The organism is Streptomyces viridiviolaceus, from assembly GCF_014650995.1.
In the GTDB taxonomy this organism is placed as follows: Bacteria; Actinomycetota; Actinomycetes; order Streptomycetales; family Streptomycetaceae; genus Streptomyces; species Streptomyces viridiviolaceus.
In genome coordinates this window covers 286,206-308,325 of record NZ_BMWA01000011.1, presented here as the reverse complement: position 1 = coordinate 308,325, position 22,120 = coordinate 286,206, and the positions used below count along the sequence as shown (strand labels likewise).

Genomic DNA, 22,120 nt, shown 5'->3' with positions numbered 1-22,120 from the left:
CCCCGGGCGCAATTACCCGGGGGATTTCTTTATGTGGCTCCGGTCCTACAGTACGTCCGCCAGCTCCTCCAGCAGCCGGCGCTTGGGCCGGGCGCCCACCATGGACCGCACCGGTTCACCGTCGCGGAACACCATGAACGTCGGCATCGACAGCACCTTGTACGCGTTCGTGGTCGCCGGGTTCCGGTCGACGTTCAGCTGGACCACCCGGAAGCGGTCCGCCTCCTCCGTGGCCAGGGCGCTGAGCACCGGGGCCATCTGCCGGCACGGCGGGCACCAGTCGGCGGTGAACTCCACCAGCACCGGCAGGTCCGCCTCGATCACCTCCGCCGTGAAATCCGCGTCCGTCACCTCTGCCACACCGCTCGCCTTGCTCACAGGCCTCGCCCTCCCAGTTCGCAGACCGGTTCCGGACCGCCCGGAACCGACGCGTCGGCGGCCAGCTCGGCCCGCGCCAGCTGCGCGGCCACCATGGACCGCACCCCCTGCAACTCGCCGATCAGCGCGTCCAGCTCCGCCAGCTTGCGCCGGTAGACCATGAGCGAGGCCGGGCACGAGTCGCCCTCGGGATGACCGGCCCGCAGACATTCGACGAAGGGCCGGGTCTCCTCCAGGTCGAACCCGAAGTCCCGCAGCGTCCTGATCTGCTCCAGGAGCTTCACGTCGCGCTCGTCGTAGGTCCGGTGTCCGTTGGGGTCCCGACGCGCGGGCAGCAGCCCCCGCGACTCGTAGTACCGCAGGGTCCGCGTCGTGGTTCCGGCGCGTGCGGCCAGCTCACCGATTCGCATACGGACGAACGTAGCCCTTGACGCCGACGTCAAGGCAACGACGCCGGCGTCAGGGGGTGCGGAAAAGGCGACCGGGCGGCTGAGCGACGGGGGAGCGACTCAGCCGCCCGGAGTTCTGCTCCGGCGGGATTCCGTAGGTCAGGCCCTGGCCAGTTCCTTCTCCCCGCCCTGCTCGGGCAGGTCGGCGGAGGCGTCCTCGTCCCTGTGCCCGCCGTGACCGTCGTCCAGGAGCGTCGTCTCGTCGAACGGGACCCGCCCGGCGAGCACCTCGCCCACGCGCTCCTTGTCGATCTCCTTGGTCCAGGTGCCGACCAGCACGGTGGCCACGGCGTTGCCCGCGAAGTTGGTCAGGGCGCGGGCCTCGCTCATGAAGCGGTCGATGCCGACGATCAGGCCGATGCCGTCCACCAGGGCCGGCTTGTGCGACTGGAGGCCACCGGCCAGGGTCGCCAGGCCGGCGCCGGTGACGCCGGCGGCGCCCTTGGAGGCGACGAGCAGGAACAGCAGCAGCGGGATCTGTTCGCCGACGGACATCGGCGTGCCCATGGCGTCGGCGATGAACAGCGAGGCCATGGTCATGTAGATCATGGTGCCGTCGAGGTTGAAGGAGTAGCCGGTCGGGACGGTGATGCCGACCACCGGCTTGCTGACGCCCAGGTGCTCCATCTTCGCGATCAGGCGCGGCAGCGCCGACTCCGAGGAGGAGGTGGACAGGATCAGCAGGAACTCGCGGCCCAGGTACTTGAAGAGCGAGAAGACGTTGACGCCGGAGACGACCCGCAGCAGCACGCCCAGCACCAGGAAGACGAAGAGGAAGCAGGTGACGTAGAAGCCGAGCATCAGCACGGCCAGGCTCTTGAGCGCCTCGATGCCGGCCGAGCCGGTGACGGCGGCCATGGCGCCGAAGGCGCCGATCGGGGCGGCCCACATGATCATCGCCAGGACGCGGAAGACCAGGCGCTGGATGTGCTCGATGCCGCGCAGGACCGGCTGCCCGGCCTTGCCCATGGCCTGCAGGGCGAAGCCGCAGAGCAGGGCGATCAGCAGGGTCTGCAGGACCTCGCCCTCGGTGAAGGCGGAGACGATTGTGGTCGGGATGATGCCGAGCAGGAACTCCGTGGTGTCCTTGGCCTCCGCGTCGACCTGCGCGTGGCCGGTCTCCTTGACGGCGTCGGTGACCGCCAGACCCGTCCCGGGGTCCAGGATGTTGCCGACGAGCAGGCCGATGGCGAGGGCCACCAGCGACATCACCAGGAAGTAGACCAGGGCGATACCGCCGACCGCGCCGACCTTGGCGGCCTTGCGCACCGACCCGATGCCCAGCACGATCGTGCAGAAGATGATCGGCGAGATCATCATCTTGATCAGGTTCACGAAGCCGGTCCCGATCGGCTTCAGCTCGACCGCGAAGTCCGGCGCGATCAGACCGACGGCGATGCCGAGGGCGACCGCGACGATCACCGCGATGTAGAGATAGTGCGTGCGGTCCCGTTTGGCTCGGGGTGCGGCAGGTGCCGTATCGGCTGCGCTGGTCACGGCGGCCCTCCTTGGCGACGTCGGTGTCACCGGCGTGCGGCTCACGTCCGGGAGTGGGGGATGCGGTGACTATCTCCCGCCCTGTGAGTGCGGTCACCCTTGCGTTCATTTAGTTCACAATCGGCCAGGAGAGAGACTGGCGGCATGCGCATCCGCCTGAGACCCCGCAGCCTGGCCGGCCAGCTCTTCGCCATGCAGGCCGTGCTGATAGCGGTCGTCGTCGCCGGATACGCGCTGTTCAGCTACCTCAGCGACCGGGGGCAGGCCGAGGAGGCTGCAGGCCGGCAGGCGCGGTCGGTGGCCCTCTCGATCGCCGACTCCCCGTCCGTGCTGGAGGCCATCCGCACCCCCGACCCGACGGCCCGCCTCCAGCCGTACGCGGTGCGGGTCATGCGGGACACCGACGTCGACTTCGTCACGATCATGGATCCGGGGGGCATCCGCTGGACCCATCCCGACCCGGAGCAGATCGGCCGCCCCTTCCGCGGGCACATCGAGCCCGCGCAGCGGGGCCGGACCTTCACCGAGACCTACACGGGCACGCTCGGCCCCTCGGTCCGGGCGGTCGCGCCCGTCGAGGACGGCGGGCGGGTCGTCGGCCTGGTCAGCGCCGGCATCAAGGTCGAGGAGATCAGCAAGCGGGTGCAGGAGCAGCTGACGGCGCTGCTCGGGGTCGCCGCCGGCGCCCTGCTGCTCGGCGCGGTCGGCACGTACGTCATCAACGCGCGGCTGCGCCGGCACACCCACGGCATGAACGCGGACGAGCTCAGCCGGATGCACGACTACCATCAGGCGGCGCTGCACGCGGTACGGGAGGGTCTTCTGATGCTGGACGGGCAGTACCGTGTCGCGCTGATCAACGACGGCGGACGGGAGCTGCTCGACGTGACCGGGGACGTGGTCGGCAGCTCGGTCGCCGACCTGGGGCTGCCCGCACAGCTGACGGGGGCGCTGCTGGCGTCCGAGCCGCGGGTGGACGAGGTGCATCTGACGGCGCGGCGCGTGCTGGTGGTCAACACCTCGCCGGTCTCCGGCGGCGAGCGCCGGGGCACGGTGGTGACCCTGCGCGACGTGACCGAACTCCAGTCGCTGATGGGCGAGCTGAACTCCGAGCGCGGCTTCAGCCAGGCGCTGCGGTCGCAGGCGCACGAGGCCGCCAACCGGCTGCACACGGTCGTCTCGCTGATCGAGCTGGGGCGCGCCCAGGAGGCCGTGGAGTTCGCGACGGCCGAGCTGGAGCTCGCGCAGGCGCTCACCGACCAGGTGGTGGCGGCGGTGAGCGAGCCGGTGCTGGCCGCGCTGCTGCTGGGCAAGACGGCACAGGCCAACGAGCGCGGGGTGGAGCTGGTGGTGTCCCAGGACAGCCGGCTGGACGACGGGCTGCTGCCGCCGTCCCTGCCCGCACGGGACCTGGTGACGATCCTCGGCAACCTGATCGACAACGCGGTGGACGCGGCCCAGGGCAGCGTGCCCGCGCGAGTGACGGTGGCCGCGTACACCGATGCCGGCGACGACGCGGAGGCCGGTCCGGAGCTGCGCCTGCGGGTCTGCGACACCGGCGAGGGCGTGGATCCGGCCCACGCCGACCTGGTCTTCCAGCGGGGGTTCTCGACGAAGCCCGCCGGTCCGGGCGGGCGGGGCCTGGGGCTGGCGCTGGTGCGGCAGGCGGTGCAGCGGCACGGCGGGACGCTGACGGTGGCGGAGGCCGAGGAGGGCGGGGCCCTCTTCGAGGTCCGGCTGCCGCTGGACGACGCCGGGCGCCGGGGGACGTCCGCGCAGGCCCCGGCCGGGAGCCGGACGAGCGGGGTCTCCGGGGGCGGGGACGCGTGACGACCGAGCAGCCCATCCGCGTCCTGGTCGTGGAGGACGATCCCGTCGCCGCCGACGCGCACGTGATGTACGTCGGCCGGGTGCCGGGCTTCGTCGCCGTCGGCAAGGCGCACTCGGGTGCCGAGGCGCGGCGCGTGCTCGACCGCACGCCGGTGGACCTGTTGCTGCTCGACCTGCACCTGCCGGACGTGCACGGCCTGCAGCTGGCCCGTTCGCTGCGGGCGGCCGGCCACCACACCGACGTGATCGCGGTGACGTCCGCCCGGGATCTGGCGGTCGTACGGGAGGGGGTGTCGCTGGGTGTCGTGCAGTACGTGCTGAAGCCGTTCACGTTCGCGACCCTGCGCGACCGGCTGGTGCGCTACGCCGAGTTCCGCGGAACGGCCGGGGAGGCGAGCGGCCAGGACGAGGTCGACCGCGCGCTGGCCACCCTGCGCGCCCCCGGACCCGCGGCGCTGCCCAAGGGGCTGAGCGGGCCGACGCTGGAGCGGGTGACCGGCGCCCTGCGCGGCACGGAGGAGGGACTCACCGCCGCCGGCGTGGCCGAGGCCGTCGGGATCTCGCGGATCACGGCCCGCCGGTACCTGGAGCACCTGGTGGACGCGGGGAGGGCGGCGCGCAGTCCGCAGTACGGGACGGTGGGACGGCCGGAATTGGTGTACCGCTGGGTCCGGGAGACCGAGCGGGGCCGCTGAACCCAGCAATCCGCCGCAGCGCCATTGACCTGACTAGACCACTCCTCTTACGTTCACCGGGCAGCCATCCCGGCCACAAGGAAGTGCGTCCGTAGGAGGTCGTGCCCGTGCGCCCCACCGTCCGGCTCAGCGCTCTCGTCACTCTCACCGCTCTCGCCTCCACCACCCTCGCCGCCTGCGGAAGCGGCTCCGGCAGCGACCCGGACACGGTGAAGGTCTCCTTCAAGCAGTCGACGGACAACTCCATCAAGGTGATGGACACCTATCTCGCCGACATCAAGAAGCAGTTCGAGAAGGCCAACCCGGGGAAGAAGGTCGAGCTCGTCCCCATCAAGGCCCCGGACTCGGAGTACTACACCAAGGTCCAGCAGATGCTCCGCTCCCCCAAGACGGCGCCGGACCTGGTCTACGAGGACACCTTTCTCATCAACTCCGACATCACCAGCGGATATCTGAAGCCCCTCGATCCTTACCTCGCCGAGTGGAAGGACTGGGACCAGTTCATCGACACCGCGAAGGCCGCGGCCAAGGGCGAGGACGGCAAGACGTACGGCGTCCCGGACGGCACCGACACCCGCGGCCTGTGGTTCAGCAAGGACGTCTTCGCCAAGGCCGGGCTGCCCGCCGACTGGCAGCCGAAGACCTGGGACGACGTGCTCGACGCGGCCCGCACCATCAAGGCGAAGGTCCCCGGCGTCACGCCGCTGAACGTCTACACCGGCAAGCCCGCCGGCGAGGCCGCCACCATGCAGGGCTTCGAGATGCTGCTGTACGGCACGGGCGACGGGACAACGGACCCGCTCTACGACAAGAACAGCAAGAAGTGGATCACCGCCGGCCAGGGCTTCGAGGACTCCCTCGCCTTCGTCGAGACGGTGTACAAGGAGAAACTCGGCCCCGAGGTCTCCGACGCGCTCGACCCCAACTTCGGCACCACGGTCCGCGGTGAACTGCTCCCGCAGGGCAAGCTCGGCATCGCCCTCGACGGCTCCTGGCTGCCGCAGGACTGGCTGGAGGGCAGCGGCCACGAGTGGCCCGAGTGGTCGAAGGAGCTGGGCCTTGCCCACATGCCCACGCAGAACGGGCAGGCGCCCGGCAAGGTCAGCATGTCCGGCGGCTGGACCTGGGCGATCCCGGCCAAGGCGGCCAACCCGGACCTGGCCTTCGAGTTCATCAAGACGATGCAGACCAAGGCGAACGCCCAGAAGTGGTACATCGCCAACTCCGGCATCGCGGTGCGCGAGGACGTCGCGAACGACCCCGCGTACGTGCGGGCCCAGCCCGGCATCAAGTTCTTCACCGACCTCGTCGCCAGCACCCACTACCGGCCCGCCTACCCGGCGTACCCCAAGGTCTCCGTCGCCATCCAGGAGGCGATGGAGGGCGTGACGACCGGCGACATGTCGGTCGAGGAGGCGGCGCGCGGCTACGACGAGGCGCTCAGGGAGGCCACCGGCGACAAGGTCGTCGAGAAGTGAACGGCGGCGAGCGCGTATGAACGCGGCCCCGCCTCAGCGCACGGGCCCGGGGACCGTCAAGGCCGCCCCGGGCCCGCCGGCCGCACCCGCCCCGGCCCGCCCGCGGCCCGCCACCGCGCGCCGCACCCTGCTCCGCGCCCTCCCCCTCTCCCCCGCCGTCGCCCTGCTGCTCCTCTTCCTCGCCGGCCCGATCGCCTACTGCGTGGTCATCGCCTTCACCGACCTCCAGCTGACGGGACAGGCCGAGGAGTCGTTCGTCGGCCTGGACAACTTCCGCCGGGCGTTCAGGGACGACGCGTTCCTCAACGCCGTATGGCTGACGCTGGTGTTCACCGTGCTGTCGTCGCTGGTCGGGCAGAACACCCTGGGGCTGGCGCTGGCGTCGCTGATGCAGCGCGCCTCGAAACCGGTGCGCACGCTGACCGGCGGCATCGTCGTCACCGCGTGGGTGCTGCCCGAGGTGGTGGCGGGCTTCCTGCTCTACGCCTTCTTCCGCCGCGAGGGCACCTTGAACGCCATCCTGGACTGGCTGCACCTTCCCTCGCAGAACTGGCTGTACACGCTGCCGATCCTGGCGGTGTCCTTCGCCAACGTCTGGCGGGGCACGGCGTTCTCCATGCTGGTGTACTCGGCGGCGCTCAACGAGATCCCCAAGGAGATCACCGAGGCCGCGGAGGTCGACGGCGCCGGCGGCTGGCGCCGCATGTGGCACGTCACTCTGCCGATGATCCGTCGTTCCATCGCCACGAACCTGATGCTCAACACCCTCCAGACACTCTCGGTCTTCGGCCTGATCTGGGTGATGACGCGCGGCGGCCCGAGCGGCAAGAGCCAGACGCTGCCGCTGTTCATGTACGAGCAGGCCTTCCAGAACAGTCTGATCGGTTACGGCACGGCGGTGGCGCTGCTGCTGTTGCTGATCGGCTCGCTGTTCTCGGTCGTGTACCTGCGCCTGCTGCGGACGGAGGTCTGACGGACATGGCCCGCACTCCCGCCTCCCGCCGGACAAGGCGCCGCCTGGCCGCCGACGCGGGGCTGCTGGTGGCCGCCGCCGCCTTCGTGCTCCCCCTGGCCTGGGTGGTGCTGTCCGCGCTGGACCCGCACGCCGGTCTCCGGGTGAAGGCCCCCGACGGGCTGACGCTGGAGCACTTCGACGCGATCCTCGACCAGGGCGTCACCTTCACACCGCTGCTGAACAGCCTGGTCCTGTGCGGCGGGGCGACACTGCTGACGGTGGTGTGCGCGGCGCTCGCGGCGTATCCGCTGTCCCGTTTCCGGTCGCGCCTGAACCGGCCGTTCCTGCTCACCATCCTGTTCGCGACCAGCCTGCCGATCACCGCCATCATGGTGCCGGTGTACGCCCTGTTCGTGCGGGTGAACCTGATCGACACCCTGCAGGGCACGATCTTCTTCTTCGCCGCCTCCCAGCTTCCCTTCGCCGTCTGGCTGATGAAGAACTTCATGGACGGCGTGCCCAAGGAGCTGGAGGAGGCGGCGTGGACGGACGGCGCCTCGTCCCTGCAGTCGCTGCTGCGCATCGTGCTGCCCTTGATGGGCCCGGGGGTGGCGGTGGTGACCGTGTTCTCGTTCGTGATGATGTGGGGGAACTTCTTCGTCCCCTTCATGCTGCTGCTCACGCCGGACCAGATGCCGGCGGCGGTGAGCATCAACGAGTTCTTCGGCAACCGGGGGATGGTGGCCTACGGGCAGCTCGCGGCCTTCTCGATCGTGTACTCGACGCCGGTGATCCTGCTCTACGTACTGATCTCCCGGCGCCTGGGCGGCGGGTTCGCGCTGGGCGGGGCGGTCAAGGGGTGACGGCGGCCGGTGACGGTGGGGTGACCGATTCCGTACGTTCGTACAATCCGTGTTCCTGGCCGAACAGACCGTAGTCACCGCGGCCCGCCGCCCCTACGTTGTGGCCGTGCACCAACCCTCACCCCGCCCCGACCACACCGGCCCCCCGTTCAACGCCCTCGCCGCCCGCCGGCTCCGTGCCGCCCTCGGCATGGGACCCGAACACGTCGCCCACGGCATCCGGGTGTCGTACGGGCTGTCGTACGTGACCCCGGATCTCGTCATCGCCTGGGAACGGGGCATCGCCTCACCGGGCAATCCCGAACTCACCGCCCTCGCGGGCGTGCTGTGGTGCTCGCCGGGTGAGCTGATCGGCAGACCGCGCACCCTGCGCGAGCACCGCGTCGCCCGCGGCCTCGCGCCCGAGGACGTCGCCCGCCGGGTCGGGCTGGACGTCCGCGCCTATCTGCGGATGGAGGAGACCGACGGCTGGCGCGGCACCGACCGCCAGTCGGCCGCGCTCGCCGACGTGCTCGGCCTCGACCTGCCCGGCTACGTCACCGTCACCGGCCGCGAGGAGAAGCTCGCCGACCTGCTGTCGAGTGCCGTGAGCACCCGCTGGCAGGGCTACGTCCGCCCGGTCGCCAAGATCGTCCCGCTGGAGCGGCGTCTCCTGGAGCAGGTACTTCAGGAGCTGCACCAGGACTACCAGGGGCACATGGCCGCCACCCTCAGCTGGGGCGGCGGCAGCGGCGACTCCAGCGCGGCGGGCCGCGCCTTCCTCGACCGGATCGTGGAGCACTTCTGGGCGGCCGTCGACAAGCGCCCGTAGCGCCCGTGGCTCAGAAGACGGACTCCGCCTCGTCCATCCGGTCCTTCGGCACCGTCTTCAGCTCGGTCACCGCCTCCGCCAGCGGCACCATGACGACGTCCGTGCCGCGCAGGGCGGTCATCCGGCCGAACTCGCCCCGGTGCGCGGCCTCCACCGCGTGCCAGCCGAAGCGGGTGGCGAGCACCCGGTCGTACGCGGTCGGCGTGCCGCCGCGCTGGACGTGGCCGAGGATGACCGGCTTGGCCTCCTTGCCGAGCCGCCGCTCCAGCTCGTACGCCAGTGCCGTGCCGATGCCCTGGAAGCGCTCGTGGCCGAACTGGTCGATCTCGCCGTGGCCGTAGTCCATGGTGCCCTCGGCGGGGTGAGCGCCCTCGGCGACGCAGATGACCGCGAACTTCTTGCCGCGGGAGAACCGCGCCTCGACCATCTTGACCAGGTCGGCCGGGTCGAAGGGCCGCTCGGGCAGGCAGATGCCGTGCGCGCCGGCCGCCATGCCGGACTCCAGCGCGATCCAGCCGGCGTGCCGGCCCATGACCTCGACGACCATCACCCGCTGGTGGGACTCCGCGGTGGTCTTGAGGCGGTCCATGGCCTCCGTCGCCACGCCCACCGCCGTGTCGAAGCCGAAGGTGCGGTCCGTGGAGGAGATGTCGTTGTCGATGGTCTTCGGCACCCCGACCACCGGGAGGCCCGCGTCCGACAGCATCCGGGCCGCCGTCAGCGTGCCCTCGCCACCGATCGGGATCAGCGCGTCGATGCCGAAGTCGCGGACGATGTCCGAGGCGTTCTCACACGCCTCGCGCAGCCGGTCGCGCTCCAGGCGGGAGGAGCCGAGGATGGTGCCGCCGCGGGCCAGGATGCCGCTGACCGCGTTCAGGTCGAGGGTGCGGTAGCGGCCGTCAAGCAGCCCCGCGTACCCGTCCTCGAAGCCGATGACCTCGTCGCCGTAGTTGTCGACCGCTCGGTGCACGACCGACCGGATCACTGCGTTCAGGCCGGGGCAGTCGCCGCCTGCGGTGAGAACTCCGATACGCATCGTGCTGTGTCTCCTGCTCGCTGTTGAAACCGGTGAGCCACTGTCGATTCTTCCACGTCCCACAGGACGATGCCGACGGTACATTGACGGGCGCCTTATCTACCGTCGGAGGTATTGTCAAGAGGGTTCTGCTCACCTCGGTGGGCGATTTTTCTGCACCGGACACCGCCATCAGACGAAACGGAGAGCACGCGTGACGCGCAGCGTGTACGTGACCGGTATCGACCGCGGCGACGGCCGCCAGGTCGTCGAGCTGGGGGTCATGGAGCTCCTGACCCGGCAGGTCGACCGGGTCGGCGTGTTCCGTCCCCTGGTCCACGACGGGCCCGACCGCCTCTTCGAGCTGCTGCGCGCCCGCTACCGGCTCGCCCAGGACCCGGCGACCGTGTACGGCATGGACTACCAGGAGGCGTCCGCGCTCCAGGCCGAGCAGGGCACGGACGAGCTGGTGTCCGCCCTCGTCGACCGCTTCCACCTGGTCGCCCGCGACTACGACGTGGTCCTGGTCCTCGGCACGGACTACGCCGACACCCAGCTCCCCGACGAGCTGTCGCTGAACGCGCGGCTCGCCAACGAGTTCGGCGCGTCGGTGATCCCCGTGGTCGGCGGGCGGAAGCAGACCGCCGAGTCCGTGCTCGCCGAGACCCGCAACGCCTTCCGCGCCTACGACGGGCTGGGCTGCGACGTCCTCGCGATGGTCGCCAACCGGGTCGCCCGCGAGGACCGGGACGAGATCGCCGAGCGGCTCGCGGACCGCCTGCCGGTGCCGTGCTGGGTGGTGCCCGACGAGCCCGCGCTGTCGGCGCCGACCGTCTCCCAGATCGCGCACACCCTGGGCGCCAAGGTGATCCTCGGCGACGACTCCGGGCTCGCCCGGGACGCGCTGGACTTCGTCTTCGGCGGGGCCATGCTGCCGAACTTCCTCGGCGCCCTGACGCCCGGCTGCCTGGTCGTCACCCCGGGGGACCGGGCCGACCTGGTGATCGGCTCCCTCGCCGCGCACAGCGCCGGCACCCCGCCGATAGCCGGCGTGCTGCTCACCCTGAACGAGGTGCCGGGCGAGGACATCCTCACCCTCGCCGCCCGCCTCGCCCCGGGCACCCCGGTGCTCTCGGTGACCGGCAACAGCTTCCCCACCGCCGAGCAGCTGTTCTCCCTGGAGGGCAAGCTGAACGCGGCCACCCCGCGCAAGGCGGAGACCGCGCTCGGCGTCTTCGAGCGGTACGTCGACACCGCCGACCTGTCGGACCGTGTCTCCGCCCCGAGCAGCGACCGCGTGACGCCGATGATGTTCGAGCACAAGCTCCTGGAGCAGGCCCGCTCCGACCTTCGCCGGGTCGTCCTGCCGGAGGGCACCGAGGAGCGGGTGCTGCGCGCCGCGGAGGTGCTGCTGCGCCGGGGCGTGTGCGCCCTGACCCTGCTCGGCCCCGTCGAGCAGATCCGCAAGAAGGCCGCCGACCTGGGCATCGACCTCGGCGACTCGCAGCTCATCGACCCCGCGGTGTCGGAGCTGCGCGACTCCTTCGCCGAGAAGTACGCCTCCCTGCGCGCCCACAAGGGCGTCACCGTGGAGCTGGCGTACGACGTCGTCTCCGACGTGAACTACTTCGGCACCCTGATGGTGCAGGAGGGCCTCGCCGACGGGATGGTGTCGGGGTCGGTGCACTCGACGGCGGCGACCATCCGGCCCGCCTTCGAGATCATCAAGACGAAGCCGGAGGCGTCGATCGTCTCCTCGGTCTTCTTCATGTGCCTGGCCGACAAGGTCCTGGTCTACGGCGACTGCGCGGTCAACCCCGACCCGGACGCCGAGCAGCTCGCCGACATCGCGGTCCAGGCGGCGTCCACGGCGGCGCAGTTCGGCGTGGACCCGCGGATCGCGATGCTGTCGTACTCGACCGGCACGTCCGGCTCGGGCGCGGACGTCGACAAGGTGCGCGAGGCGACCGAGCTGGTCCGCTCTCGCCGGCCCGACCTGAAGATCGAGGGCCCGATCCAGTACGACGCCGCCGTCGAGCCGTCGGTCGCCGCGACCAAGCTGCCGGGCTCCGAGGTGGCCGGCCAGGCGACCGTGCTGATCTTCCCCGACCTCAACACCGGCAACAACACCTACAAGGCAGTGCAGCGCTCGGCCGGCGCGATCGCCGTCGGCCCGGTGCTCCAGGGCCTGCGCAAGCCGGTCAACGACCTGTCCCGGGGCGCGCTCGTCCAGGACATCGTCAACACCGTCGCCATCACGGCGATCCAGGCCCAGCAGTCCCCCAGCGAGAAGGCGTCCGCCCAGTGAGCTCCACCCGTGTCCTCGTCCTCAACTCCGGCTCCTCGTCGGTGAAGTACCAGCTGCTCGACATGCGTGACAGCAGCCGGCTGGCGGCGGGCCTCGTCGAGCGGATCGGCGAGGAGACCTCCCGCCTCAAGCACACCCCGCACGGCGGCGAGGCGCGCGAGTGGACCGGGTCCGTCCCCGACCACGAGGCCGCCCTGAAGGCCGTCGCGACGGAGCTGGCCAAGGACGGCCTCGGCCTCGACTCGCCGGAGCTGGCCGCGATCGGGCACCGGGTGGTGCACGGCGGCCTCCGCTTCACCGAGCCGACCGTCGTCGACGACGCGGTCCTCGCCGAGATCGAGCGGCTCGTCCCCGTCGCCCCGCTGCACAACCCGGCCAACCTCACCGGCATCCGCACCGCGCAGGCGCTGCGCCCGGACCTGCCGCAGGTCGCCGTCTTCGACACCGCCTTCCACACGACGATGCCGGAGTCCGCCGCCCGCTACGCGATCGACGTCGAGACCGCCGACGCGCACCGCGTCCGGCGCTACGGCTTCCACGGCACCTCGCACGCCTACGTCTCCCGGGCGACGGCGAAGCTGCTGGGCAGGGCGCCCGAGGACGTGAACGTCATCGTGCTGCACCTGGGCAACGGGGCGTCCGCGTCGGCCGTCCGGGGCGGTCGCTGCGTGGACACCTCCATGGGGCTGACGCCTTTGGAGGGGCTGGTGATGGGTACGCGCTCGGGAGACATGGACCCGGCCGTCATCTTCCATTTGATGCGTGTTGGTGGAATGTCCGCCGACGAGATCGACACTCTTCTCAACAACAGGAGTGGTCTGATCGGTCTGTGCGGAGACAACGACATGCGGGAGATCCGCCGCCGTATCGACGAGGGTGACGAGCGGGCGCGACTGGCCTTCGACATCTACATTCACCGGCTGAAGAAGTACATCGGCGCCTATTACGCGGTGCTCGGAAGAGTGGACGCGGTCGCCTTCACGGCCGGGGTCGGCGAGAACTCGGCGCCGGTGCGGGAAGCTGCCGTGGCGGGCCTGGAGCAGCTGGGCCTGGCGGTCGACGACGGGCTGAACGCCGTGCGCGGTGACGAGCCGCGGCTGATCTCGCCGGCGGACGCGCGGGTGGCGGTGGCCGTGGTGCCGACCGACGAGGAAATGGAGATCGCCACGCAGACCTACGCCCTGGTCGGAAAGGACGGCTGACGACAGCCGAATTCACGAGTGAGCACCGAGGCGCCCATTTGTATCTTCCGCCAGACGGAATATTCCGCAGCGAAACAAACCGATAGGATCGCCCCATGCGCCGTTCGAAAATCGTCTGTACTCTCGGCCCCGCGGTCGACTCCCACGAGCAGCTCGTAGCGCTGATCGAAGCCGGCATGAACGTGGCCCGCTTCAACTTCAGCCACGGCACCCACGCCGAGCACCAGGGGCGGTACGACCGCGTCCGGGCCGCCGCCAAGGAGACCGGCCGGGCCGTCGGTGTCCTCGCCGACCTCCAGGGCCCGAAGATCCGTCTGGAGACCTTCGCCGAAGGCCCCGTCGAGCTGGTGCGCGGTGACGAGTTCACCATCACCACCGAGGACGTGCCGGGCGACAAGACGATCTGCGGCACGACCTACAAGGGCCTGCCCGGCGACGTGGCCAAGGGCGACCAGGTGCTCATCAACGACGGCAACGTCGAACTGAAGGTCACCGAGGTCGAGGGCCCCCGGGTGAGGACGATCGTCATCGAGGGCGGCGTCATCTCCGACCACAAGGGCATCAACCTGCCCGGCGCCGCGGTGAACGTCCCCGCGCTCTCCGAGAAGGACGTCGAGGACCTCCGGTTCGCGCTGCGCATGGGCTGCGACCTCGTCGCCCTGTCCTTCGTCCGCGACGCCAAGGACATCCAGGACGTGCACCGCGTCATGGACGAGGAGGGCCGCCGCGTCCCGGTCGTCGCCAAGGTGGAGAAGCCGCAGGCGGTCGAGAACATGGAGGACGTCGTGATGGCGTTCGACGGCGTGATGGTCGCCCGTGGCGACCTGGCCGTCGAGTACCCGCTCGAGAAGGTCCCCATGGTGCAGAAGCGCCTGATCGAGCTGTGCCGGCGCAACGCCAAGCCGGTGATCGTGGCGACCCAGATGATGGAGTCGATGATCACCAACTCCCGTCCGACCCGCGCCGAGGCCTCCGACGTGGCCAACGCCATCCTGGACGGCGCCGACGCGGTCATGCTGTCCGCCGAGTCGAGCGTGGGCGCGTACCCGATCGAGACCGTCAAGACGATGTCGAAGATCGTCCAGGCGGCCGAGCAGGAGCTGCTCTCCAAGGGCCTGCAGCCGCTGGTGCCGGGCAAGAAGCCGCGTACGCAGGGCGGTTCGGTGGCCCGTGCCGCCGCCGAGATCGCCGACTTCCTCGGCGGCAAGGGCCTGGTGGCCTTCACCCAGTCCGGCGACACCGCCCGCCGGCTCTCCCGCTACCGCGCCATCCAGCCGATCCTCGCCTTCACCACGGACGAGTCCACCCGCAACCAGCTGACGCTGAGCTGGGGCGTGGAGCCGCACGTCGTGCCGTTCGTGAACTCGACCGACGAGATGGTCGACCTGGTGGACCAGGAGCTGGTGAAGCTGAACCGCTTCAACGCCGGCGACATCGTGGTGATCACCGCCGGCTCGCCCCCCGGCGTGCCCGGCACCACCAACATGGTCCGCGTGCACCACCTGGGCGAGGCCCGCTGAGGCCCGAGAGCTTCGTACGGCACTGAGGGCGCCCCCCTGCGACAGGGGGGCGCCCTCAGCTTCCTGCGGCTCCCGAACGGGTCTGTGGCGGGCCTCAGTCGGTCGTGTACTGATGCAGCCCCGGCACGTGCAGGGTCCCGCCGAACTGGCCGGCCTGGACGACCGTCACGTTCGTGAAGTAGATCAGCGGAATGTCCAGCGGCGGCGGGTTCTCCGGGTCGAAGGTGATCGGGATCAGCCCGAGCAGGTTGCCCGAGATGCTCTCGGTGTACATCACCGTGTCGCCGTCGCGGATCGTGGACGTCGAGCCCTTGGCCGCCTGCACGTGGTAGGTCTTGCCGGACTGCTCGTCCTTGACCGTCTGGTGCAGGTCGCCGATGTCGGTACCGTTCGAAATGACGTACTTCAGCACCTTCTTGGTGGTGCCGTTGGCCGTGCGCACCTCGACGATGCCCTTGTACGAGGCGCCCTTGAGCAGCAGCGAGCTGGCGTTCAGGTACCAGGGGTCGTCCGGCAGCGGCACCGGGTTGTCGACGCCGCCCTCCGCGTCCGTGGCGACCGGGCAGTCCTCGGGGTCCGTGCCGGCGCTCCCCGTCGCGCCGGGGCTCGGCGTGGCGGTGGCCTCCTCCGTCGCCTCCTCGGCCGCTTCCTTCGCCTCCTCGGCCGCCTGCTCCACCGTCTCCCCGGTGTCGCCGGCCGCCTCGGACGCCGTGTCGGTGGCGTCCTGCACGGTGTCCTTCACCGGGTCGGTGGCCGTCTCGGCGGGACCCTCGGAGGGGCTCTCGGACGCCGAGGCCGAGGCCGACGGGGTCGGCGTGGGGCTCGGGCTCTCCTCGGCGCTCTGTCCGCCGGTGAGGATGCCCTCGACGGTGTCGCCGATCTCCTCCAGCAGGCCGCCGCCGCTCTCGGACGGCGAGGGGGACGCCGTCGCGGTGCTCCCGCCGGACGTCTCCTCGCCGCTCTGCGACTCCTTGCCGGCCGACGCGGAGGGGGCCGGCTCGGGCTCGGCCTCGTCGTCGGAACCTGAATCCGACGAAGAGGACGGACCCGTGTCCTCGCCCGCACCCTGGTCCGTGTCCCCGGCGGAGGCCGAGGGGGTGGGCTCCGCCGCGTCACCCTCGTCGCCGTTCTCACCCTCCGTCGCCGAGGGCGAGGGCTCGGGGGACTCGGACGAACCGTCCTTCGCGCCCTCCAGCGCGGCCACGCAGTCCTTGTACTCGTCGGCCGTCAGGCTCTTGGACGACGGCGTCGCTCCGTCGTTGCCGTCGGCGATGGCCAGCGTCGGCGTGAACCCCATCCCCATGAGGACCGCCGTCGGCATCGCCGCCAGGGCTATCGCCTTCCCGGCCGGCATGTGGAACCTGGTGAACAACGGCTTCTTGGGTGCCGCGTGGCGCGGCCCGGTTCTCACACGGGACGTCTCCACGTCAGTCCCGCGGGTCACCTCGTCAGCCGGCACTGTGCCTCCCGTTCGCCCCGTTGGCCGGGCTCGTTCCTGACAGATCGTTCGGCTCGTCCTCGCCGTCCCGCGGCTGCGGTACCGGGACGTCGGGCACCGTGGTGCCGGGGTCCACGCCCTGGGGGGCGTCGCCCGTTCCCTTGGTGCCCTCCACCGCCGGCTCGGCCTGCGGCGGCGCGCCCGGCGCCCACGCCACGGCCATCGAGCCGCCGATCAGCGCGAACAGGAAGCCGATGAGGAAGCCGCCGAGGTTGGACACGGGGATGGACACCAGCGCCAGCAGGATCGCCGCCACGCCCGCGAAGACCCGGACGTGCTTCTGGAACCACAGGCTGACGCCCAGGACGACCAGCAGCACGCCGATGATCAGGGACCCGGCGCCCGCGGTGGTGGCCATCGCCAGCGTCAGGTGGCCGATCTGGAGATTCGCGTACGGGAAGTAGGCGATGGGGAATCCGCCGAGCAAGATGAACAGACCGGCCCAGAACGGCCGCGCGCCTCGCCAGGCACGGAACTGCAGCCTCCGGCGGGTGAACTGGCCGGTTGCGGCAGGAGTCTCGGCGCTCATGGAAAACAGCTCCCTGGTACGGCGTTGCTGTGGTGGAGATGTGGGCCGCGCGTGAAGGCGCGCCCGGAGAGTGGACGGGCGGGGGCGCCATCGGCTCCCCCGCCCGTCAGCGAGTGCTTAGTAGCACTCCTTGACACCCTTGGACAGCGACATCTTCAGGCCGCTGAGCTTGAAGGTTCCGGCGGTGGTCGCCCACGCCGTCTGCTTCACGTTGGTCAGCGTGGCCGAGTCGGCCTGCTGCGAGAACCCGTAGGGGTTCGCGGTGTCGCCCTTCTGGATGCCGGGACCCTTGGTGGCGTCCTTGGCGGCCACACCGATGTCGATGCCGCGGAACGTGGCATCGGCCTCGAGCTCCTCGACGTCGATGTACAGGTTCTGCGCCTCGACCGGCTTGTCGCCACCGCCGGCCTTCAGCATCAGGCTGACCGAGCCGATCAGCGGGATGTCCGGGGTGACCACGGACTGGCACATGCCCTTGATCGACGCGGACTTGAACGCCGAGACGGCGACGGGGTGAGCCGTCTTCTTGCCGTCGAGCGTGTAGCCCGAGTCAATGGCTCCGTACTGGACGAATCCCGTACCGTCGAGCCGGTCGGCCGTGACCTTGAACGACTGGCCCGACACGCTGAACGACGCGGCGAGGGCGCCCTGCGCCAGCGCCACGCCTATCGCAGCCGTCGCGGCCACGCTGGGCACCATGACGACGGCGAACCGCTTCCATCTGGTCCCGCCACGCACCTGGGACTCCATATTTCCTCCTTCTCGGACGTACATCTCCTGGCCTCGGCCCGCCCCCGGATCGGCGGCTCGGCCGGGCAGGGATGGGAGAAGTGCTACGTCCTCGGGAAGGAGAGCGCCGCGCTCGGCGGCGCGCACAACGCGCCCGAATCACCGGCGATCACCCCCGAGCGACAACCACTGGTCGCGCCTGACACGCATCACGCACAACCCTGCTGGACAGGCTTCACCGGGTGGGTGAAGACCCCCCTGCCCAAGAGCCGGCGCCACTGCCGCCGGCACTGCTCGGTGGGGACCCAGGAAATCCCGCCGCCCGATTGGCTGTCGGGGTACGGGAATGGACCGAGCGTCGCCGATCGTGGTGCATTCTCGCCGTTGACACAAGGGGGTTCGTTACTCACTAGTAACGGCCGGATAACCGCGAGACGACAGACCGGCCCCGGACGGCGACGCTGGGTGTCTCACCCAGGGGGAACAAAACAATTGATCGCTGGACAGACTCCGACAGAACGACGCTTCTGACTTACTCGCAGTAACAGCGGCCGCGATTACCAAGATTTGGCAAAGCACGGCCGCACTGGCGTCGTGTCGGCAACTGCTTCACACGGGCATCACCCGGCCGAGCGGTCGGAGACCGCCCGGAGAAACGGGCCCGGATCCGTTCCGGAGCCGGGCCCGAAGCCGATCAGAACAGGGCGCGCGCGAGCGCCCTGCGGGCCGCGGTCACCCGCGGATCGTCGGACCCGACCACCTCGAACAGCTCCAGCAGCCGCAGCCGGACGGCGTCCCGCTCGTCCCCGGCCGTGCGGCGCACCGTGTCGATGAGGCGCCCGAAGGCGTCCTCCACGTGACCGCCGACGAGGTCGAGGTCGGCGGCGGCGATCTGCGCCTGCGCGTCGGCCGGCTTGTCGGCGGCCTCCTGACGGACCCGCTGCGGGTCGGCGTTCTGCACCCGCTGGAGCAACTCGGCCTGGGCGAGGCCGAGTTTGGCCTCCGTGTTCCCCGGGTCGTCGCTCAGTACGTTCTTGTACGCCTGGACCGCCCCGGCCAGATCACCCGCGTCCAGCGCCTGCACGGCGGCCTCCAGCGCCGCGTCGTGCGGCCCGGCCGGACGTTCGGGGGCGGCGGTCCGGGCGCCACCCGGCTCCGCCTCGGGGTCGACGGTCAGTCCGGTCAGACCGAAGCGCTGCTCGGCGACCTGCACCAACTGGTCCAGGGTCTGCCGGATCTGCGCCTCACCGGCTGCACCCTGGAAGAGCGGCAGCGCCTGCCCGGCCACCACCGCGAACACGGCCGGGATGCCCTGGATCCCGAACTGCTGCATCAGCATCTGGTTGGCGTCGACGTCGATCTTGGCGAGGAGGAAACGCCCGTTGTACTCGACGGCGAGCCGCTCCAGGACAGGGCTCAACTGCTTGCAGGGCTCGCACCACTCGGCCCAGAAGTCGATGACGACCGGGACCTCGGCGGACCGCTGCAGGACTTCTTGCTCGAAGCCGGCCTCGTCGACGTCGATGACGAGATCGGCGGGAGAGACGGCTCCGCCGCCGCCTTCCCTGGCGGCCTGGGCGCGCGCCTGCTCCGCCTTCGCCTTGGCCTCCTGGGCCGCCTTCACCGCGGCGAGGTCGACGACTCCGCTCATGGACATGTTCCGTGGCTGCATGCGTCTATCCTCCCCCGTACTCCGCGCGTCCGTGAAAAAGGGTGTGAAAGGCCGTCCTGCCGTGTGACGTTCGGCTGCTGCTCGGCGCCGGTCCCCACCCGCGCCAGTGGTCGTCGCTCGGCACGCCCGTGAGCATGCTTTCGCTACGACTCGTAGCGTAATGCCATCGGCAGCCGCGGGAACACCGGTCCCTGGTGATCTCCCTCACGGCCTCACAGGAACCGCCGGATAGGGTCGTGGGATGCAGAGCAGTACCCCCGCCGGCCGCGCCGGGCGCCCGCGCAGCGCCGCGGCGGACACCGCGATCCTGGCCGCGACGCGGGCGGCCCTGGTCGACCTGGGCTGGTCGAAGCTCACCCTCGGGGACGTCGCGATGCGCGCCGGGGTCGCCAAGACGACCCTCTACCGCCGTTGGGCCGGCAAGAACGAGCTGGTAGTCGACGCGGTCGCCGAGCTCTTCGACGCCCTGCGGCTCCCCGACCGCGGCAGTCTGGCCGCCGACATCGAGGGTGTCGTCCTGCAGTTCGCGGCGATCCTGGCCCGCCCGGAGGCCAAGAGCGGCCTGATGGCGGTCGTCGCCGAGTCCACCCGTGACGACGCCCTGCGCGAACGCATCCGCACCTCCATCGTCGACCGGCAGAAGCGCCTGGTGCTGGAGGGCAGGGCCCGCGCCCAGGCGCGCGGCGAGCTGCCCCCGGAGGCCGGCCCCGCCGAGGCCGCGCGCATCGCGGACCTCATCTTCGACGTGGTGGCGGGCGCGGTGGTGCACCGCACCCTGGTCAGCGCGGAGCCGGCCGACGAGGAGTGGGTGCGGGGCTTCACCCGGGTGTTGCTGTACGGCCTCGCCTCCCAGCCGGCCGAGACGGGTGGCGAGTGGGCGTAGGGCGGGATCCCAGGGGGCGGAGCCCCCTGGGGACGCCCGCGCCGGCCACCGGCGCCTAGAACCCGGCCGGCTCCGTGTACACCCCCCACTCGTCCCGCAGCACCCCGCAGATCTCCCCGAGCGTCGCCTCGGCGCGTACCGCGTCCAGCATCGGCTCGATCATGTTGCCGCCGGAACGGGCCGCGGCGAGCATGCCGTCGAGCGCCGTCCGCACGGCCGCGTCGTCCCGGGCCGCCCTGCGCTCGCCCAGCACCCGCACCTGCTCGCGCTCCACCTCGTGGCTGACGCGCAGGATCTCCAGGTCTCCGGTGACGGACCCGGTGTGGACGTTGACGCCGACGACCTTCTTGTCGCCCTTCTCCAGTGCCTGCTGGTACCGGAAGGCGGACTCGGCGATCTCGCCGGTGAACCAGCCGTCCTCTATGCCGCGCAGGATGCCGGAGGTGATCGGCCCGATGGGGTGCTGCCCGTCGGGGTGGGCGCGCAGGCCGCGCTCCTTGATCTGGTCGAAGATCTTCTCCGCGTCGGCCTCGATCCGGTCCGTCAGCTGCTCGACGAACCAGGAACCGCCGAGCGGGTCGGCGACGTTGGCGACGCCCGTCTCCTCCATCAGGACCTGCTGGGTGCGCAGGGCGATCTCGGCGGCCTGCTCGCTGGGCAGGGCCAGGGTCTCGTCGAGCGCATTGGTGTGCAGGGAGTTGGTGCCGCCGAGCACGGCCGCCAGCGCCTCCACGGCCGTACGGACGACGTTGTTGTACGGCTGCTGGGCGGTGAGCGAGACACCGGCGGTCTGCGTGTGGAAGCGCAGCCACTGCGCCTTCTCGCTCTTCGCACCGTAGACGTCCCGCATCCAGCGGGCCCAGATGCGCCGGGCCGCGCGGAACTTGGCGATCTCCTCGAAGAAGTCGACGTGCGCGTCGAAGAAGAACGACAGGCCGGGGGCGAAGACGTCGACGTCCAGTCCGCGCGAGAGGCCCAGTTCCACGTACCCGAAGCCGTCCGCCAGCGTGTACGCCAGCTCCTGCGCGGCCGTGGCCCCGGCCTCGCGGATGTGGTAGCCGGAGACCGACAACGGCTTGTAGGCGGGGATGCCGGCCGCGCAGTACTCCATCAGGTCGCCGATCAGACGCAGGTGCGGCTCGGGCTGGAAGAGCCACTCCTTCTGGGCGATGTACTCCTTGAAGATGTCCGTCTGGAGGGTGCCGTTCAGCACGGAGTGGTCGACGCCCTGCCGCTCGGCGGCGACGAGGTACATGCAGAACACGGGCACGGCCGGCCCGCTGATCGTCATGGAGGTCGTCACGTCCCCGAGCGGGATGTCCTTGAACAGAACCTCCATGTCGGCGGCCGAGTCGATGGCCACGCCGCAGTGCCCGACCTCGCCCAGCGAGCGCGGGTCGTCGGAGTCGCGGCCCATCAGCGTCGGCATGTCGAAGGCGACGGAGAGCCCGCCTCCGCCGTTGCGGAGGATCATCTTGTAGCGCTCGTTGGTCTGCTCGGCGTTGCCGAACCCGGCGAACTGCCGGATGGTCCACGTACGCCCCCGGTAGCCGGTCGGATACAGGCCGCGGGTGAAGGGGTACTCCCCCGGCCAGCCGATCCGCTCGAAGCCCTCGTACTCGTCGCCGGGCCGGGGCCCGTACACCGGCTCCACGGGGTCGCCGGAGAGCGTGGTGAAGTCTGCGTCGCGCTTGCGCGCGGCGTCGTACCGGGCCTGCCAGCGACGGCGGCCCTCCTCTATGGCGTCAGCGTCCATACCCTCGAATTTACTAGGACGTCCAAGTAAATGTCGATGGGAAACCGCCGTA

At 70.6% G+C, this 22,120-nt stretch carries 19 protein-coding genes; 10 read left to right on the top strand and 9 right to left on the bottom strand.

Annotated features, from left to right (window positions below; all coding sequences use genetic code 11):
- Positions 1 to 45: 45 nt before the first annotated feature.
- The 3 genes from IE260_RS18600 to IE260_RS18590 form a co-directional block, all read right to left on the bottom strand.
- Complete coding sequence (locus IE260_RS18600; RefSeq protein ID WP_189873242.1) at positions 46 to 360, bottom strand: thioredoxin family protein; 315 nt, start codon at positions 358 to 360, stop codon at positions 46 to 48.
- 14 nt (positions 361 to 374) lie between these two features.
- Positions 375 to 788, bottom strand: coding sequence for a MerR family transcriptional regulator (locus IE260_RS18595; RefSeq protein WP_189873240.1), 414 nt, complete (start codon positions 786 to 788; stop codon positions 375 to 377).
- A 138-nt stretch (positions 789 to 926) separates the two neighbouring features.
- The gene (locus tag IE260_RS18590; protein ID WP_189873238.1) at positions 927 to 2,324 is read right to left on the bottom strand and encodes a cation:dicarboxylate symporter family transporter; all 1,398 of its coding nucleotides are present in this window, start codon (positions 2,322 to 2,324) and stop codon (positions 927 to 929) included.
- A gap of 144 nt (positions 2,325 to 2,468) precedes the next feature.
- Between IE260_RS18590 and IE260_RS18585 the strand changes: the two genes are divergently transcribed.
- The 6 genes from IE260_RS18585 to IE260_RS18560 all read left to right on the top strand — a co-directional run bounded on the left by IE260_RS18585 (position 2,469) and on the right by IE260_RS18560 (position 8,956).
- A complete protein-coding gene (locus IE260_RS18585; protein WP_189873236.1) occupies positions 2,469 to 4,154 on the top strand; it encodes an ATP-binding protein in 1,686 nt (561 codons plus the stop codon).
- Positions 4,151 to 4,849: a response regulator gene (locus IE260_RS18580; protein ID WP_189873234.1), complete on the top strand. Its 699-nt coding sequence runs from the start codon at positions 4,151 to 4,153 to the stop codon at positions 4,847 to 4,849. The genes IE260_RS18585 and IE260_RS18580 overlap by 4 nt, the downstream gene beginning before the upstream one ends.
- 107 nt (positions 4,850 to 4,956) lie before the next feature.
- A complete protein-coding gene (locus tag IE260_RS18575) occupies positions 4,957 to 6,327 on the top strand; it encodes an extracellular solute-binding protein (RefSeq protein ID WP_189873231.1) in 1,371 nt (456 codons plus the stop codon).
- 16 nt (positions 6,328 to 6,343) lie between these two features.
- Positions 6,344 to 7,300, top strand: a complete 957-nt coding sequence (locus tag IE260_RS18570; protein ID WP_189873229.1) for a carbohydrate ABC transporter permease — start codon at positions 6,344 to 6,346, stop codon at positions 7,298 to 7,300.
- Between the two features lie 5 nt (positions 7,301 to 7,305).
- A complete protein-coding gene (locus IE260_RS18565; RefSeq protein ID WP_189873227.1) occupies positions 7,306 to 8,145 on the top strand; it encodes a carbohydrate ABC transporter permease in 840 nt (279 codons plus the stop codon).
- 106 nt (positions 8,146 to 8,251) lie between these two features.
- Complete coding sequence (locus IE260_RS18560) at positions 8,252 to 8,956, top strand: helix-turn-helix domain-containing protein (RefSeq protein WP_189873225.1); 705 nt, start codon at positions 8,252 to 8,254, stop codon at positions 8,954 to 8,956.
- Positions 8,957 to 8,966: 10 nt separating this feature from the next.
- Here IE260_RS18560 and IE260_RS18555 read toward each other — a convergent pair whose 3' ends face one another.
- Positions 8,967 to 9,992 carry an ATP-dependent 6-phosphofructokinase gene (locus IE260_RS18555; RefSeq protein WP_189873223.1) on the bottom strand — a complete coding sequence of 342 codons (1,026 nt, stop codon included), beginning with the start codon at positions 9,990 to 9,992 and terminating at the stop codon, positions 8,967 to 8,969.
- A gap of 193 nt (positions 9,993 to 10,185) precedes the next feature.
- Here IE260_RS18555 and pta point away from each other — a divergent pair, with 193 nt between their 5' ends.
- The 3 genes from pta (at position 10,186) to pyk (ending at position 15,001) form a co-directional block, all read left to right on the top strand.
- A complete protein-coding gene (gene pta, locus IE260_RS18550) occupies positions 10,186 to 12,279 on the top strand; it encodes a phosphate acetyltransferase (protein WP_189873221.1) in 2,094 nt (697 codons plus the stop codon).
- The gene (locus IE260_RS18545; protein WP_189873219.1) at positions 12,276 to 13,481 is read left to right on the top strand and encodes an acetate kinase; all 1,206 of its coding nucleotides are present in this window, start codon (positions 12,276 to 12,278) and stop codon (positions 13,479 to 13,481) included. Before pta ends, IE260_RS18545 begins: the two co-directional genes overlap by 4 nt.
- Positions 13,482 to 13,576: 95 nt before the next feature.
- Positions 13,577 to 15,001 (top strand): pyruvate kinase, encoded by a 1,425-nt coding sequence (gene pyk, locus IE260_RS18540; protein ID WP_189873218.1) that lies wholly within the window; start codon positions 13,577 to 13,579, stop codon positions 14,999 to 15,001.
- Between the two features lie 94 nt (positions 15,002 to 15,095).
- On the opposite strand, the gene IE260_RS18535 is transcribed toward pyk, so the two are convergent.
- The 4 genes from IE260_RS18535 to IE260_RS18520 all read right to left on the bottom strand — a co-directional run bounded on the left by IE260_RS18535 (position 15,096) and on the right by IE260_RS18520 (position 19,429).
- Positions 15,096 to 16,460 (bottom strand): ICP22 family protein, encoded by a 1,365-nt coding sequence (locus tag IE260_RS18535; RefSeq protein WP_189873216.1) that lies wholly within the window; start codon positions 16,458 to 16,460, stop codon positions 15,096 to 15,098.
- Positions 16,450 to 17,028 (bottom strand): DUF6114 domain-containing protein, encoded by a 579-nt coding sequence (locus IE260_RS18530; protein ID WP_189873214.1) that lies wholly within the window; start codon positions 17,026 to 17,028, stop codon positions 16,450 to 16,452. Before IE260_RS18530 ends, IE260_RS18535 begins: the two co-directional genes overlap by 11 nt.
- A gap of 117 nt (positions 17,029 to 17,145) precedes the next feature.
- Entirely contained in the window at positions 17,146 to 17,778 is a 633-nt protein-coding gene (locus tag IE260_RS18525; protein ID WP_189873212.1) for a DUF6230 family protein, read from the bottom strand.
- A gap of 673 nt (positions 17,779 to 18,451) precedes the next feature.
- Positions 18,452 to 19,429, bottom strand: a complete 978-nt coding sequence (locus IE260_RS18520; protein WP_189873210.1) for a tetratricopeptide repeat protein — start codon at positions 19,427 to 19,429, stop codon at positions 18,452 to 18,454.
- Positions 19,430 to 19,670: 241 nt separating this feature from the next.
- Here IE260_RS18520 and IE260_RS18515 point away from each other — a divergent pair, with 241 nt between their 5' ends.
- Entirely contained in the window at positions 19,671 to 20,312 is a 642-nt protein-coding gene (locus tag IE260_RS18515) for a TetR/AcrR family transcriptional regulator (RefSeq protein ID WP_189873208.1), read from the top strand.
- 55 nt (positions 20,313 to 20,367) lie between these two features.
- Here the strand turns inward: IE260_RS18515 and icmA are convergent, their stop codons facing one another.
- Complete coding sequence (gene icmA / locus IE260_RS18510; RefSeq protein WP_189873206.1) at positions 20,368 to 22,068, bottom strand: coenzyme B12-dependent isobutyryl-CoA mutase large subunit; 1,701 nt, start codon at positions 22,066 to 22,068, stop codon at positions 20,368 to 20,370.
- Positions 22,069 to 22,120 lie beyond the last annotated feature (52 nt).